We start from the raw sequence: 14,653 nt of genomic DNA on the forward strand, positions 1-14,653 counted from the left end.
GCCTCCTCGATCCAGGGCATCATGAAGCGCATCAAGGCCAAGGGCGTCGAGGTCATCGTGTACGAGCCCAGCCTGGAGGACGACGAGTTCTACAGCTCCGAGGTCGTCCGCGACCTCGACCACTTCAAGGCCCGTGCGGACGTCATCATCGCCAACCGGCGTACCGAGGCCCTCGACGACGTCGCCGACAAGGTCTACACCCGCGACATCTACGGGCGCGACTGATCATCGGTGAGGCCCGCCGACGGCGGGCCTCACCCGTTCGATCCTCCGGACAGGCTCGGGTCGGCCGCGATCAGTGCGGCCGGAACATGACCGCCTGCGCGACCGCCTTCGCCCTGCGTACCGCGCCCGACCGCCGGGACGCCTGGCGGACGAGTCGGCCCGCGTCGCGCCGGAGCCGGCTCCTGACCTTCCGGGCCACCGCACGAGCATCCGCGTGCCGCTGGTCGTCGCCCGGCGCGCCGGCCTGCGGCACGGGCACCACGGCCGCCCGGCCGGCGACGTCGCCGGCTTCCGGGAAGAACTTCGCGGTCCAAGGGTGCTCGGCGAGCAGCCGCTTCCGGTCACCCGATGCGGCACCCGGGCGGCGCATCGCGTGCGCGATCTCGTCCACCAGCAGCTGCAGGTCGATCTCGACGGGACCGCGCTCGACCAGGGCGCCGTCCGACGCGACGTCCACGTGGTTCAGGCGGACGTCGGTGATCGCCAACGGGACGCGGCTGCTGTCCTGCGGCTTCGGCAGCCGCTCCAGCACCTCGTCGACCCCGACGGCGTACCCGGCCGTGCCGTAGACCTCGACCGCCGTCGACAGCTCGGCCGAGAAGCACCCGATCACGGCGGCGGGCCGCAGCCTGTCGTACAGCACCTCCGCGGGCACCGGGTCGTCGAGCACCCGCAGCCGCAGGCCGAGCTCGTCGGCCAGGTCCGGGAGCCGGTGCGCGAACGCCGGGAGCGCGCTCGGGCGCGGGGTGAGCACGACCTGCCGGTGGCCGAGTCCTGCGGCCACCCGGAGGAACTTCTCGTGCAGCTCCTGTTCCTCCTCGGGTGACAGCGGCCCGGACGTGCTCAGGTCCTGCCCGAGCACGATCGCGTCGGCCCGCTTCTCGCCCGGCGACCCGGACGCCGCCGCCTTCCCGTGCTCCGCCACGACGTCCCGGTACCCCGCCGAGGACAGGACCACGTCGGCCACCTCGTGCTCGCGCGGGAGCACCGGGACCAGGCCGCCCGCCAGGTCCAGGTGGAGCAGCCGGCGCAGGCGGGGCGCGACCTGCCGGGGCACCGGCGTCGGCAGCGGGCCGTAGTCCGCCAGCCCGTCGGAGACGACGTCGACCGGGCCCTCGGGGAAGACGCGCAGGAGCGAGGTCGACGGCTTGGCCGGCAACGACTGGAGCGTGATCCCGAACGGCTCGCGCAGGCCCACCGCCGCCGTGAGGATCCGGTGCCACCGCTCGACGTCCTCCGCCGGGCTCCACGAGCACGGGTGCTGCGGGTAGATGGTCTCGTTGAGGGACACCACCCGGTCGAAGCGCCGGGCGAGCTCGCCGAAACCGGGCTGCTCCGCCAGGCCTCCCCCGAGCTCCGGGATCGGTGAGTTGCTGGTCGTCATCAGCACCTTCGTGCCGGCGTCGGCGTACAGGCCGGCGTCGACGGCGGCCGCCATGGCGGCGGCCGCCGCGAAGGTGGGGGCTACGAAGAGCTGGTCCATGTCAGTCGGCCTCGATTCGCAGGATCTTCCCGAGCACGATCCGCTTGGACAGGTCGAAGTGCCGCAACGCGGTGCGCACGGACTCCGGCGGGAACGAGTTCAGGAACGCCGACGACCGGTGGTAGAGCTCGCGCTGCAGCTCGTGGGACAGCCTGGCGCGGCGCGACACGTGGAACTCGACGATCCGCAGCGCGCCGTACGCCGCCTTGTCCACGTACCCGGCGTTGCCCGAGCCGACCGCCAGGTCGCGGATGCCGGCATAGGCGTCCAGGAAGTGCAGCGTGCTCGCGTTCCCCGCCTGGGTGAGCGCCGTGGGGTTGGCGTCCTTGCGGTAGAAGTAACCGTTCAGGTCCACCACGGCCGTGGACTCCGTGTTCAGGTGCAGCCGCCAGAACCACGGCCTGTCGGCGGCCGTCCGCAACGACTCGTCGAAGGCGAACAGCGCGGGGTCGATCCGTTCCCTGTCGTACATCCCCGCCCACAGGAACGGGTAGTCGACGACGGTCCGGTAGCCCGGCGCGCCGATCTGCGACCTCGGGTCGAGCACGACGTCCCGACGCTCCTCGGGCGCCCGCTCGATCACGCGCGTCATCTGGTCGACCCGCACGTGATCGGTCCGGACGAAGTCGACGTCCAGCCGCTGCAACGCGGCCAGGGTCCGGTCCAGGTGCCCCACGTGGTACCAGTCGTCGGCGTCGAGATAGGTGAGGTACCTGCCCTCGGCATGCGTCAGTGCGATGTTCCTGGACTTGGCCACCCCGTAGTTCTCCGGGTTGCGCAGGGTCGTCAGCCAGGGCATGTCCCGCACCGCACGCTCGATGATCTCGGGCGTCTCGTCCGAGGAGTGGTCGTCGATCAGGATGAACTGGTAGTCATCGCGCCGGTTCGCCCTGATCGTCGCGAGGCAGTTGGGCAGGAACGTGGCCGCGTCGTAGACCGGCACGATGATGCTCAGCGTGGTCAAGGTTTCCGTCCTGGCTCGTGGTTTCCGGGGGAAATCTACCGGAGCACACCGATCACACCGACCTCGGCGGTCCCTGTCGTCCTCAGGACCGCCGCGACGTCCAGACCGAACCCTTCGTCAGCGGCGGCTGGCGGCTGCCGCGTCCTGGAAGACCTTGGCATACATCTTCACCGTCTCCTCCAGGTCAGGCGCGTCGAGCTGCGGGCTGCCCGACGGCGGTGTCGCGCGCAGGCTCGCCACCGTGGAGTCGATCGTCTCGGCGGTGAGCGGGCCCTCGTAGAGGCTGATCCACCCGGCGCCGACCTTCTTGGCGAGACGCCGCGTCAGGTCGCCGGCGGGCACGAGGACAGGGCGGTCGAGCGACAGCGCCATGTACAGCACGTGCATGTCCTCGATCTCGGCCACCTTGGGGACCAGGACCAGCTCGGCCGCGCCGATCTCCTGCACGGTCGTGCCCTCGGAGACGGTCTCGAGGAGCAGCGTGATCTTCTCCGGGTCGCGAGCGGCCATCCCCTTGAGCCCGATGTACGCCCCGGACGCCGGCTTGCCGACGACGCGCAGCGAGAGCCCGGGCGTCTCGGTGGAGAAGAAGCTATCGAGCGCCGGAGCGACACCCTTGGGCAGGTTGGGCGAGATGCGGAGCAGACGACCGGGCACCTGCTCGGAGCGGGGGTAGCCCAGGAACCGCTCCCGGTAGTGCGCGTGCGGGATGAGCGTGACGGGGCGCCCCTTCGGGGCACGCGTCGTCTCGTCCAGCACGATGTACGACGTCGTCACCTGGTCGAGCAGCCGGTTCGCGGCCTGACGCAGGCGGCCGCCCTGGCCCGTGGCGTCCGCGCCGCTGATGGTCCGCACCACGGCGATCTTGCGGCGCTTGGCCTGCAGCACGAAGTCGGCCATCTTCGCGAGGCGCTTCCACCGGCTTCCCTTGCCGAGCAGCACGCTCGACCGGTGCAGATGGACCACGTCCATGTCGGCGTGCGGAAGCTTGCCCTCGAAGTAGCGGAACTCGACGCCCGGGGTGGCCTCGTTCCCGACGATCTGGTCGATGTAGGAGACGATGTGGTACGGCTGGCGCTGAGATGCGAAGACCACGATCTGGTCGCGCTGATCGCGCTCGGCGGCGGGATCTGCAGCGGGATGAGTAACATTCGGCACCAGGCTACGATACCAACGTGGACCCTGGCTGTGCACAGGTCCGCAGTCACGACGACGGGCCTCAGCGGTCCACACAGACCGGGCACACACCAGCCCTCTGTGCACGTCAGCCCTGATCGACCGCCGGCAACGCGACTCCGATAATAGGATCCCCCACCGTGAACTCGAACCTTGTCCAAGATGTCTTCGTCAACCTCGGTGGGCAGGACGACAATCTCGGCGACTCTGCGCTGCGAGCAGGCTTTCTTCTCGCCGCCCGAGGCGAGGGCCGCCGCTTCCACGTGCTCCTGGAGAACAAGACCTCGGACTACGTCTCCGGTCTTCCCCTGAAGCCCGAGGACCGCGTCTACACCAAGGCGTCGAAGTGGGGCGCCGCCTCGCGGGCCGCTGTCCGCCCCGTCCACCTCTTCGAGGCAGGCGAGATCAACCCGCGCGCCGGCACATACCCCAAGCGCAGCCGCGTCGCCGGCCTGCAGCAGGCGGTCAACGCCGGCGGCGCGGTCATCGTCGCCGGGATCGGCATCCGGTCGCCCCAGGTCGCGGCGGAGGCGGTCACGTTCCACCAGGTGCTGCAGGACGCGGCGATCGTGTCCTGGCGCGACCGGCCGTCGCGGGACGCCGCCGGGTTCGGCGACGTCGCGCCGGACTGGGCCTACTCGATGGGCACGCCGACGTCCCAGTGGGCCCCGGAGTCCGAGCGCCCGCTGCTGCCGATCACGCTGCGCTACGACCGGCCGTGGCCGGAGGCCTCGTGGTTCGACGCGGTCCGCGCTCTCGCCGAGCAGACGTCGACCGAGATCGTCACCGTCGCCCAGGTCGCCCGCGACGCTCCCCGCGCCGTGCGCGTCGCCGAGGAGCTCGGCGGCAAGTACCTCGTGGCGGCCAGCACCAGCCACCGCGACCTCGACGACCACGTCCGCGACGTGTACCGCCGGTCGCTCGCGGTGATCAGCGACCGCGCGCACGGGCTGATCATCGGTGCGTCGGAGGGTGCCTACCCGCTCGGGTCGGCCGCCGACCCGGAGAAGATCAAGCGTCTGCTCGACTCCGCGGGTCTCGGCGAGCTCACCGGCCGGTACGACGAGCTCGCGCAGCTCGGCCCGCAGGTCGTGGACCGCCGCTCAAGCCTGGTGTCAGGCATCGACACCGCCCGGGCCACGCTCACGGACCTGCAGGAGCGGATCCACAAGGCCATGGACGCCGTCCTCTGACCTCCTGACGGATCGGGCGGCCGCCGCTCGACTCCTGGTAGGAAGCTGGCCTCGACCAGCTCACTCCTACCAGGAGTCCGCACGTCCCAGGCCCGCTCGCAGCGCCTTCCGCACTTGCCGGAGGACTGGTTCGAGCGCGGGGAAGGTCCGGATGCTGCGCCTCGCGACACGACGCACCAAGGAAGTCTTCCTGGCCGGCTCGGTGCCGGGCGGCTCCGCCGCACTGTCCGCGAAGCTGGTCTCCGCGTAGAAGACGGTCCAGTCGAGGATCTGCCGGGCGTCGTCGGGCGTCGGCTCCGGCGAGAACTCGGCGGGCAGGCGGCCCTGGAGCAGCTGCTGGTACAGGCTCGACATGTCGTACGAGGTCATCCGCGCGGCGGCCTTGACCGACGCGCGCGAGCACCGGAGGTATCGCTCGCTGTCGTCGGCGAGGGCCGCGACCTCCCGGGCGAGCCCCGCGGCGTCGCCCTGGCGGACGGCGACGATGCCCTCGTTGTCCTGGACGGGCACCAGCCACGGCAGCTCGTACATGACCACGGGCAGACCACGGATCTGAGCCTCTGCGAGCGTCAGCTGGTAGCCCTCGATGATGCTCGTCGTCACGAAGAGGTGCGCCGCGTCGATCGACCGGATCAGCTCCTCACCACGGCGCGGCCCGACGACCTTGACGTGGTCGCCCAGTCCCCTCTTCTCCACCTCGGCGACGAGGTCCGCCACGGTGTAGTCCTGCCAGCCCGGCCCGATGACCGTCAGCTCGAAGTCGACCGACCGCTCACAGAGCTCCTCCGCCACGGCAAGCAGCTCGACCGGTTTCTTGATGCGCTCGTCCAGGCGCCCCCACCAGACGAGCTCGATCCGTCCCTCAGGCGCCTCCTTCGTCACCTCCCCGCCGGCCGACTCGATCAGCAGCGGCGACGGCGGGTTCGGGAGGTACACCGTGTGCTCGATGCCGCGGAGCTTCCAGTAGGCGACGTCGAGCGGGGACAGCGTGACCGTGGTCGCGAGCGCGTTCAGGTGGTCCGTCAGGAACGACGTCAGGTCGTTCTGGTCGTAGAACGGGCGGAGCCCGAAGGTGTGGATCCACCCGATCGTGGGCACACCCAGGGCGCGCGCCATCAGGGCGTAGGACGGCCACTGCCGGCTGTAGAGGATCTGCTGGTCGATGATGACGTCGACCGCCTCGTCCCGGCAGATCTGCGCCCACTCCTCCACCCGCGCGGGCAGGCCCTTGCCCTTCATCTCGATGAACTTCGCGCCCTCGGGCAGGCCGTCGAGCGCGCTGTCCTTGCGGTGCGCGACGATCGTGACCCGGTACCCGGCCTCCAGCAGGAAGTGCGCCTGCGAGAGAAGTACACCGGAGACGCCGCCGGTCGTCAGCGTCTTGGTGCTCAGCAGCACGCTCCGCACGGGGCGCGCACCCGCCTCGATCCGGGTGCCCGACGCCGCGAGGACCGAGAGGACCTCCGGGGTATGCGTCACCGCCGCGAGCACGACGTCGGCCTGCGACACGCGGGAGTGCAGCAGGTCGAGGCAGGCCTCGCGCAGGTCGCTGCTCATGTTCTTCTGCAGGAACCCGATCGCGTTCGCGATCATCGACAACCGGGCCGACTCGTAGCTCCGGATCAGCTCGGTCGGGTCCTTCCGGGTCACCGTCAGAGAGTCGAGCGCTGGTCGGATGACCTCGGCGGCATCGATCGCGCCCAGGTAGTACGCGAACTGGCCGACGTCGGCGACGGCGTGCCCGCTGCCCCCACGGCGGAAGTAGTACTGGTAGAGCCGGTCCTGGATCGACACGTACTTCCGGGCGAGAGCCGCCGCGAGGAAGATCACCGGGAGGTCGTTGACCCGTGGGAGCACCAGGTCGGCCGGGAGCATATGGTGGACCTCGCGGAGCAGCGAGGTCCGGAAGAGATAGCGCCAGAGCTGCCCCTGGGCAGCCCTGCCGACGGGGAAGAGTCCGCTGAACACGTCGTCGCCGCTGAGCGAGCGATGGATCGGCGCAAGGCGCCTCTGGTAGCCGCCCACCTTCTGCCCGTCCGGGTTGAAGACCGCGACCCCGAAGCCGACCAGGTCGGCCTTCGTCGCGCGTGCCTTCGCGGACGCCTTCTCGACCGCGTCCGGGGCGAGTTCGTCGTCACCGTCCAGGAAGAGGACGTACTCGCCCCGCGCCGCCATGATGCCGACCCGCCGCCCTTGGAACGCCGAGCCGTTGCGTTCGAGCCGGATCAGCCGGATGCGTTCGTCCCGGGACCGGAAGCCCTCGATGACTGCGCTCGTTCCGTCGGTGGAGGCGTCGTCCACGCAGATGACCTCGAACTGCTCCACCGACTGACGCAGACAGCTCTCGATCGCATTCGCGATCCAGGTCTCGTCGTTGTGGACCGAAAGGACGATCGAGACGAGCGGTGGCGAATGCAATGAGGTCTCCGACGCTGGAGGGCGGACGCGCACATCGCGGCAATCCTAGACTTACAGCGCCTTCTGCACGCGTCGGAACACCGGCTCGAGCGCGGGGAAGGTCCGGATGCTCCGCCTCGCGACCCTGCGCGCCAGCGAGACCTTCTTCTTCGCCGGCAAGCTCGTCGTCGCCGCCGCGGCCCGGCGCGCCCTCCGCCCGCGCGGCTTCTCCGCCTTCTCCGCGAAGCTGGTCTCCGCGTAGAAGACGGTCCAGTCGAGGATCTGCCGGGCGTCGTCGAGGGTCGGCTCCGGCGAGAACTCGGCGGGCAGCCCGCCGAGGAGCAGCTGCTGGTACAGGCTCGACATGTCGTACGAGGTCATCCGCTCGGCGGCCTTGACCGACGCCTGCGAGTACCTCTCGTACCGCTCGCGGTCCTCCGCGAGGGCCGCGACCTCCCGGGCGAGCCCTACCGCGTCGCCCTGGCGGACGGCGACGATGCCCTCGTTGTCCTGGACGGGCACCAGCCACGGCAGCTCGTACATGACCACGGGCAGACCACGGATCTGAGCTTCCGCGAGCGTCAGCTGGTAGCCCTCGATGATGCTCGTCGTCACGAAGAGGTGCGCCGCGTCGATCGACCGGATCAGCTCCTCACCACGGCGCGGCCCGACCACCTTGACGTGGTCGGACAGGCCCTTCTTCTCCACCTCGGCGGCGAGGTCCGCGACGGTGTAGTCCTTCCAGTCCGGTCCGATGACCGTCAGCTCGAAGTCGACCGAGAGCCGGCGCAGCTCCTGAGCCATGAGGAGCAGCTCGACCGGCTTCTTGGTGCGTGCGTCCAGGCGCCCCCACCAGACGAGCTCGATCCGTCCCTCGGGCGCGCTCTTCGTGACCTCCGCGCCGGCCGACTCGATCAGCAGCGGCGACGGCGGGTTCGGGAGGTAGACCGTGTGCTCGATGCCGCGGAGCTTCCAGTAGGCGACGTCGAGCGGAGACAGCGTGACCGTGGTCGCGAGCGCGTTCAGGTGGTCCGTCAGGAACGACGTCAGGTCGTTCTGGTCGTAGAACGGCCGCAGGCCGAAGTTGTGGATCCACCCGATCGTGGGCACACCCAGGGCGCGCGCCATCAGGGCGTAGGACGGCCACTGCCGGCTGTAGAGGATCTGCTGGTCGATGATGACGTCGACCGCCTCGTCCCGGCAGATCTGCGCCCACTCCTCGACGCGGGCGGGCAGGCCCTTGCCCTTCATCTCGATGAACTTCGCGCCCTCGGGCAGGCCGTCGAGCACGCTGTCCTTGCGGTGCGCGACGACCGTGACCTTGTACCCGGCCTCCAGGAGGAAGTGCGCCTGCGAGAGGAGAACGCCGGAGACGCCGCCGGTCGTCAGTGTCTTGGTGGTCAGCAGCACGCTCTTGACCGGGCGCTCACCCGCCTCGATCCGGGTGCCCGACGTCGCGAGGACGGGGAGGACCTCCGGGGTGTGGGTCACCGCCGCGAGCACGACGTCGGGCTGCGGCACCCGGGTGTGCAGCAGGTCCAGGCAGGCCCCGTGCAGGTCGCTGCTCATGTTCTTCTGCAGGAACCCGATCACGTTCGCGATGATCGACAGCCGCGCCGACTCGTAGCTCCGGATCAGCTCGTCAGGGTCCTTCCGGGTCCCCAGCAGGGACTCGAGCGCCGGGCGGATGACCTCGACGGAGTCGATCGCACCCATGTAGAAGGCGAACCGGCCGACGTCCGCGACCGCGTGCCCGCTCCCCCCACGGCGGAAGTAGTACCGGTAGAGCCGGTCCTGGATCGACACGTACTTTCGGGCGCGTGCCGCCGCGAGGAACATGATCGGGAGGTCGTTGACGCGCGGGAGCACCAGGTCGGCCGGGAGCATCTCGTAGACCTCGCGGAGCAGCGAGGTCCGGAAGAGGTAGCGCCACAGCTGCCCCTGGGCCGCCCTACCGACAGGAAAGAGCCCGTTGAAGACCTCGTCGCCGCTGAGCGACTGGTGGATCGGTGCCAGGCGCTTCTGGTAGCCGCCGACCTTCTGCCCGTCCGGGTTGATGACCTCGACGCCGAAGCCGACCAGGTCGGCGTCCGTCGCCTGCGCCTTCGCGGATGCCTTCTCGACGGCGTCCGGGGCGAACTCGTCGTCACCGTCCAGGAAGAGGATGTACTCGCCCTGCGCCGCCGTGATGCCGGCCCGTCGTCCCTGGAACGCCGAGCCGTTCTGCTCCAGCCGGATCAGCCGGACGCGCTCGTCCTGGGCCTGGTAGCGCGCGATGACCGCGCTCGTGCCGTCCGTCGAGGCGTCGTCCACGCAGATGACCTCGAACTGCTCCACCGACTGACGCAGACAGCTCTCGATCGCGTTCCCGATCCAGGTCTCGTCGTTGTGGACCGGAAGAACGATCGAGACGAGCGGTGGCGTGGTCAATGAGGTCTCCGAGGGTGGGTGCGGGGGCGCAAATCGCGGCAATCCTAGTGGCACGGGCACCTGCCGCATGAATCGCCGGCGCCGGCCGGCACCAGACGGGCGAGAGGTGTGCTCTGCCGTTCCCTCAGCCTACGTCGTCACGTACCGACGCTCGCAGCGGCGCGGTGGGCCAGCACGTCCTCGAGCAGGATCTGGGCTCGCGCGCCGAAGCTGTGCTCCTTGCGGACGTAGTCGGACAGCGCGCGCAACGACGTCTCGTCGTACCAGGCCTCGCTCGGCTCTGCGAGCACCGCGCTCAGGTCCTCGGCGGAGCTGAAGCGCGCCAGGCCGCGCTCCGGGAGGACGGTCCGGGTGATCTCGTCGAGCCCTTCGACCTCGTCGGTGAGCAGCCGGCCGCCCGAGGCGAGGACGTCGAACACCCGGTTGGAGACGAAGCCGAGGTCACGCATGTCGCCCCAGTGGTCGTTGAGCGCCCAGGCCGCCGAACGGTAGTAGCGGCGGAGGATCTCGTTGGGCACGTACGTCCCGGCGACCGCCTCGGGCGGCAGGAACTCCTCCCACTGCTCGCCGTAGACGGCGAGCGGCGTGCCGGAGGCCGCGGCGTGCATGACCACGGGCCGGGCCTCGCCCCGCGAGTTGCCCACGAACAGCGCCTTGCCGACGACCTCGGGAACCGGCTCGTCGTCGATGTAGAAGCGGTTCGGGTCGGTGCACTGCAGCAACGGCCGGACCGGCAGGTCCCACCTCGACGAGACGCCCCGTGCCCAGCTGTGGCTCGCCGCGTACCGGAGGTCGTAGGTCCCGAGCTCGCGCGCCGTCACCTCGTCGGGGTGGCTGATGACCCACGCGACACTGGTCACGTTCGTGGGCAGCGTCACCGCGAACAGCCCGCGCAGCGTCAGGACGACGTCGTCCGCGTACGAGCTGAACCGGGCGTCGTTGGACCGGTAGTCGACGACGGCACGCTGACCGAGCGAGCGCAGCGCGTCCGCCAGCGAGTTCGCGAAGTGGAAGTCGCCCCACTGGCGCGCACGATCCGCGGACGGGGCCGCGGTCTTGATCGCCCAGCGCAGTGCCGGCGGAGCCTCCACGACCTGGGCCCTGCCCGGCGCAGATCCGTCGGCCGGGAGCCAGAGCGCCCGGGTCCAGGACCGCTGCCGCTCGGGGGCGCTCAGCGCCGAGACGCCCAGGAAGACCGGGGCGAGGCCGAAGGACCGGTAGAGGTCGGCCGACCCGGACGGCACCCGCGGCCAGGACTTCTGGAACGCCAGGAGGTCTTCCTCCGGCTGGGCCGAGCCGTCGAACACGACGGTCCCGGAGGACTGTGTCCCGACCAGGCCCGGTACGACGACGACAGGGCGCCCCTCCTGCGCGGCGACGTGCTGGGACAGGCTGACGTCGGCCCACAGGTCGCCGGACCTGCCCTCGCCCAGTGCCGCGCGCACGGACTCGGTGCGGGCCAGCAGCGGGACCGGTGCTCCCGGCACGGTGAACCAGGGCGCGGGCCAGTCGATGCTGTCCGGGTGCATGCCGCCCAGGAAGGGGACCGGGTCCTTCCCGTAGGGCGGGTAGGCGATACCGGCGTCGCGGACCAGGTGCCGGCTGTTGAGCACGAGCGGGTGCACGACGGCGGCGCCCGACTCGGAGAGCGCCGCACGCCAGTCGGCGAGCGTCCCTTCCCTGAACCCGTTCCGCGCGGACAGCACGAGCGTGTGCTCGCCGCGGGAGCCGTGCACCGCCGCGGTGACGGCGGCGATGGTCCCCGCCCGGGCGCGCACCGGCACGACCCGCACGTCCCAGCGGGCCAGACGGGCCAGGGCCAGCCCGACCGAGGGCCGGCGACCGCCGGGCACGAGGAGGACGACCTCGACGGGCTGCTCGGGCCGGGACTCCGTGGCCCGCGCCACCGGGTCGATGGCCCCGAGGGCGGCGAGCACGTCCGAGGTCGAGGTGCAGTCGGTGACCACGACGCTGATCAGCCCCGGCACGGTGTCGACGGCCGGGCCGTCCTGCCAGGACGCCGCCGCGTCGTCGGCCGGCTCGGTCACCTGCGCCCGCAGGGCGTCGCGCACGTCGGGGAGGGTGACCCCGGCACGCAGCCAGCCTCCGTCGGGCGCCAGCGGCAGGGTCTCCGGGTCGCCGTCCTGGAGCAACGACTCCAGCGGGGCCCGGTCGGGCCGCCGCGAACCGTCGGCGGGTGCCGGGTCGAAGAGCGGCGACGTCGACCTCTCCCAGGCGCCGCTCGCACCCTCGAGGTAGGTGACCAGCGGGTCGGTCTCGCTGCGGCTCCACCGCCTGGGGTCGAAGCGGGACGGGAAGAACAGCGGGTGCGGGGACCGTCCCGCCTTCCTACCCTCCGAGACGTAGTCGCCGACCGCCTCTGCCGGGTCCGCGAAGGTCCGGCCCGCCTGGTACTGGTACCACTCCACGTCGAACACGCCCGAGGCGAGTATCCGCTCGGCGTCGGTGCCGGCCGGAGACTCCTCTTCGGGTGCCGCCGAGTCCTGCTCCACCTCGGACGACGTCGCTGGACCTTCTGGGGGTTGGACCACGCGGCAAGCCTAGTCGGACACCCGGGTCCGGTGTGAAGGCCCCCTCCCGACGCCTACGCCCGGGACCTCACAGCGCCCGCGCGTCCGACTCCAGCAGCACCGGGATCCCGTCCCGGACCGGGTAGGCCAGCGGCCGGTCCGGATCGGTCGAGTGCAGCTCCGGCTCGCCGTCCGGCCCGGTCGCGTCCACCAGCTCCGCGCCCGTCACGGGGCAGCGCAGGATCTGCCGCACCCACGGTTCCAGCTGGACGGTCGGGTCGGTGCTCATGCTGCTCCTCCTGCGTCGTCGGCCTCGGCACGCACCAGCGACAGGACGTCGTCGCGCACCTTGACCATGATGTCCTCGTCGGCGGCCTCGACGTTGAGCCGCAGCAGCGGCTCGGTGTTCGAGGCCCGAAGGTTGAACCACCACTGGGGGTGGTCGTCCCAGTGGGACACGGTAACCCCGTCGAGCCGGTCGACGACGATCCCCGGGTACGCGGCCTGGTAGGCGTCCAGCACCCGCTGGGTCGCCGCGGCGGCATCGGACACGGTCGAGTTGATCTCGCCGGAGGCGACGTACGGCTCGTACATACCGGCGAGCGCCGAGAGCGGGTGCTGCTGACCGCCGAGAGCGGCGAGCACGTGCATCGCGGCGAGCATGCCGGTGTCGGCGAAGAAGAAGTCCCGGAAGTAGTAGTGGGCGGAGTGCTCGCCGCCGAACACCGCGTCCCGCTCGGCCATCTCCGCCTTGATGAAGGAGTGGCCCACGCGGGTGCGGACGACCTCGGCCCGCGCCGCCGACAGGAGGTCGGGCACGGCCCGGGAGGTGATCAGGTTGTGGATCACCGTGGGCGTGCGGCCGGCGGCATGTTCCTTCTCCACCTCGCGGAGTCCCACCAGGGCGGTGACGGCCGACGGCGAGACGGCCACCCCGCGCTCGTCCACCACGAAGCAGCGGTCGGCGTCCCCGTCGAAGGCGAGCCCCAGATCGGCCTCGTTCGCCACGACGGCGGTCTGCAGGTCCACGAGGTTCGCCGGCTCGAGCGGGTTCGCCTCGTGGTTGGGGAAGGTCCCGTCCAGCTCGAAGTACAGCGGCACGATCTCCAGAGGCAGCGCCGGCAGGCCCGCTGCCTCGCCGAGCACGGCGGGGACGGTGTACCCGCCCATGCCGTTCCCGGCGTCGACCACGACCTTGAGCGGACGCAGCCCCGACAGGTCGACGAGGCCGCGCAGGAAGGTGGCGTAGTCGGTGAGGGTGTCGCGGTCGGTCACGGTTCCCGTCCTGGTGCCGGACGGCACGGCCGGCGCCGCGCCGGCTTCGTCGTCGTCCAGGATCGCCTGGGCGACCTCACGGATGTCGGCGAGGCCGCTGGCCTCGCCGACGGGCCGCGCACCCGCGCGGCACAGCTTGATCCCGTTGTAGGCGGCGGGGTTGTGGCTGGCGGTGAACATCGCGCCCGGCAGGTCGAGCGCACCCGAGGCGTGGTACAGCCCGTCGGTGGAGCACAGCCCGATGCGCGTCACGTCCACGCCCTCGGCGGTCAGCCCCGCGGCGAACGCCTCCACGAGCTCGGGGCCGGAGTCCCGCATGTCGTGGCCCACCACGACGGCGGGCGAGGCGTCGGCGTCAGCCGGCCCGGTGCCCGCTCCGGCCAGCACGACGACGCGGGCGAAGGCCCGGCCGATCGCACGCGCGACCTGCGGTGAGAGCTGGTCCGGGACAGTACCTCGGACGTCGTACGCCTTGATGATCTGGGAGAGGTCTGTTGCCACGCGGTCAGCCTACGCGGCGCCGGGGCCGCCGACGGAGGTACGGCACCGCTGACACGGTCAGCCGCTCACCCGGGACTGGTGCTCCGCCAGCTCCTGACGGGCCGCATCGGTCGCCGCGACGAGACGCCGCTGCGCCGTGTCGACTCGGGCGTCCAGGCGGTCCAGCCGTTCCGTGACGTCGGCCAGGCCCTGACGTGAGGCGACCTCGGTCAGGTCGTGCAGGACCCCTTCGAGGCCTTGCTTCAGCTGCAGCTCGAGTGATCGGCGGCCCGCACGGGAACGCCTGTCCATCAGGTACGCCGCCGCGGCGAGGAGGGCGAGGCCGACACCGGTCGCCACCAGGGCGACGGAGCCTTCGACGGCCGCCGCGACGGCCGCGACCACACCTGCCAGGACGAGTGCGGCAAGCACCAGGGTGAATACGGGCGGACGACGCATGAACTATCCCCTTCAGAGGTTCTGCTGGATGGACACGGCC

10 protein-coding genes and 1 pseudogene are annotated in these 14,653 nt (G+C 71.0%); 2 read left to right on the forward strand and 9 right to left on the reverse strand.

The window, feature by feature from the left end:
• Positions 1 to 225: pseudogene (locus ACH47X_RS26080) on the forward strand (UDP-glucose 6-dehydrogenase); the annotation flags it as partial.
• A gap of 70 nt (positions 226 to 295) precedes the next feature.
• Here ACH47X_RS26080 and ACH47X_RS26085 read toward each other — a convergent pair.
• From ACH47X_RS26085 to ACH47X_RS26095, 3 genes are all read right to left on the reverse strand, one after another.
• Complete coding sequence (locus ACH47X_RS26085) at positions 296 to 1,708, reverse strand: polysialyltransferase family glycosyltransferase (protein ID WP_397408238.1); 1,413 nt, start codon at positions 1,706 to 1,708, stop codon at positions 296 to 298.
• A 1-nt stretch (position 1,709) separates the two neighbouring features.
• Entirely contained in the window at positions 1,710 to 2,672 is a 963-nt protein-coding gene (locus tag ACH47X_RS26090) for a glycosyltransferase family 2 protein (protein WP_397408240.1), read from the reverse strand.
• A gap of 117 nt (positions 2,673 to 2,789) precedes the next feature.
• Complete coding sequence (locus tag ACH47X_RS26095; RefSeq protein WP_397408242.1) at positions 2,790 to 3,830, reverse strand: hypothetical protein; 1,041 nt, start codon at positions 3,828 to 3,830, stop codon at positions 2,790 to 2,792.
• 158 nt (positions 3,831 to 3,988) lie between these two features.
• Between ACH47X_RS26095 and ACH47X_RS26100 the strand changes: the two genes are divergently transcribed.
• Positions 3,989 to 5,041, forward strand: coding sequence for a hypothetical protein (locus ACH47X_RS26100; RefSeq protein ID WP_397408244.1), 1,053 nt, complete (start codon positions 3,989 to 3,991; stop codon positions 5,039 to 5,041).
• Positions 5,042 to 5,107: 66 nt separating this feature from the next.
• Here the strand turns inward: ACH47X_RS26100 and ACH47X_RS26105 are convergent, their stop codons facing one another.
• The 6 genes from ACH47X_RS26105 to ACH47X_RS26130 all read right to left on the reverse strand — a co-directional run bounded on the left by ACH47X_RS26105 (position 5,108) and on the right by ACH47X_RS26130 (position 14,613).
• A complete protein-coding gene (locus ACH47X_RS26105; protein WP_397408246.1) occupies positions 5,108 to 7,459 on the reverse strand; it encodes a glycosyltransferase in 2,352 nt (783 codons plus the stop codon).
• Positions 7,460 to 7,510: 51 nt separating this feature from the next.
• Positions 7,511 to 9,868, reverse strand: a complete 2,358-nt coding sequence (locus tag ACH47X_RS26110) for a glycosyltransferase (RefSeq protein WP_397408248.1) — start codon at positions 9,866 to 9,868, stop codon at positions 7,511 to 7,513.
• Positions 9,869 to 10,005: 137 nt separating this feature from the next.
• Complete coding sequence (locus tag ACH47X_RS26115) at positions 10,006 to 12,420, reverse strand: glycosyltransferase family protein (RefSeq protein WP_397408250.1); 2,415 nt, start codon at positions 12,418 to 12,420, stop codon at positions 10,006 to 10,008.
• Positions 12,421 to 12,487: 67 nt separating this feature from the next.
• Positions 12,488 to 12,688: a Trm112 family protein gene (locus tag ACH47X_RS26120; RefSeq protein WP_020017717.1), complete on the reverse strand. Its 201-nt coding sequence runs from the start codon at positions 12,686 to 12,688 to the stop codon at positions 12,488 to 12,490.
• Positions 12,685 to 14,175 (reverse strand): phosphomannomutase/phosphoglucomutase, encoded by a 1,491-nt coding sequence (locus ACH47X_RS26125; protein WP_397408252.1) that lies wholly within the window; start codon positions 14,173 to 14,175, stop codon positions 12,685 to 12,687. Before ACH47X_RS26125 ends, ACH47X_RS26120 begins: the two co-directional genes overlap by 4 nt.
• A 57-nt stretch (positions 14,176 to 14,232) precedes the next feature.
• Positions 14,233 to 14,613, reverse strand: coding sequence for a hypothetical protein (locus ACH47X_RS26130; protein ID WP_397408254.1), 381 nt, complete (start codon positions 14,611 to 14,613; stop codon positions 14,233 to 14,235).
• Positions 14,614 to 14,653: the final 40 nt, after the last annotated feature.

This window comes from Promicromonospora kroppenstedtii, from assembly GCF_044389675.1.
Classification (GTDB): domain Bacteria; phylum Actinomycetota; class Actinomycetes; order Actinomycetales; family Cellulomonadaceae; genus Promicromonospora; species Promicromonospora kroppenstedtii.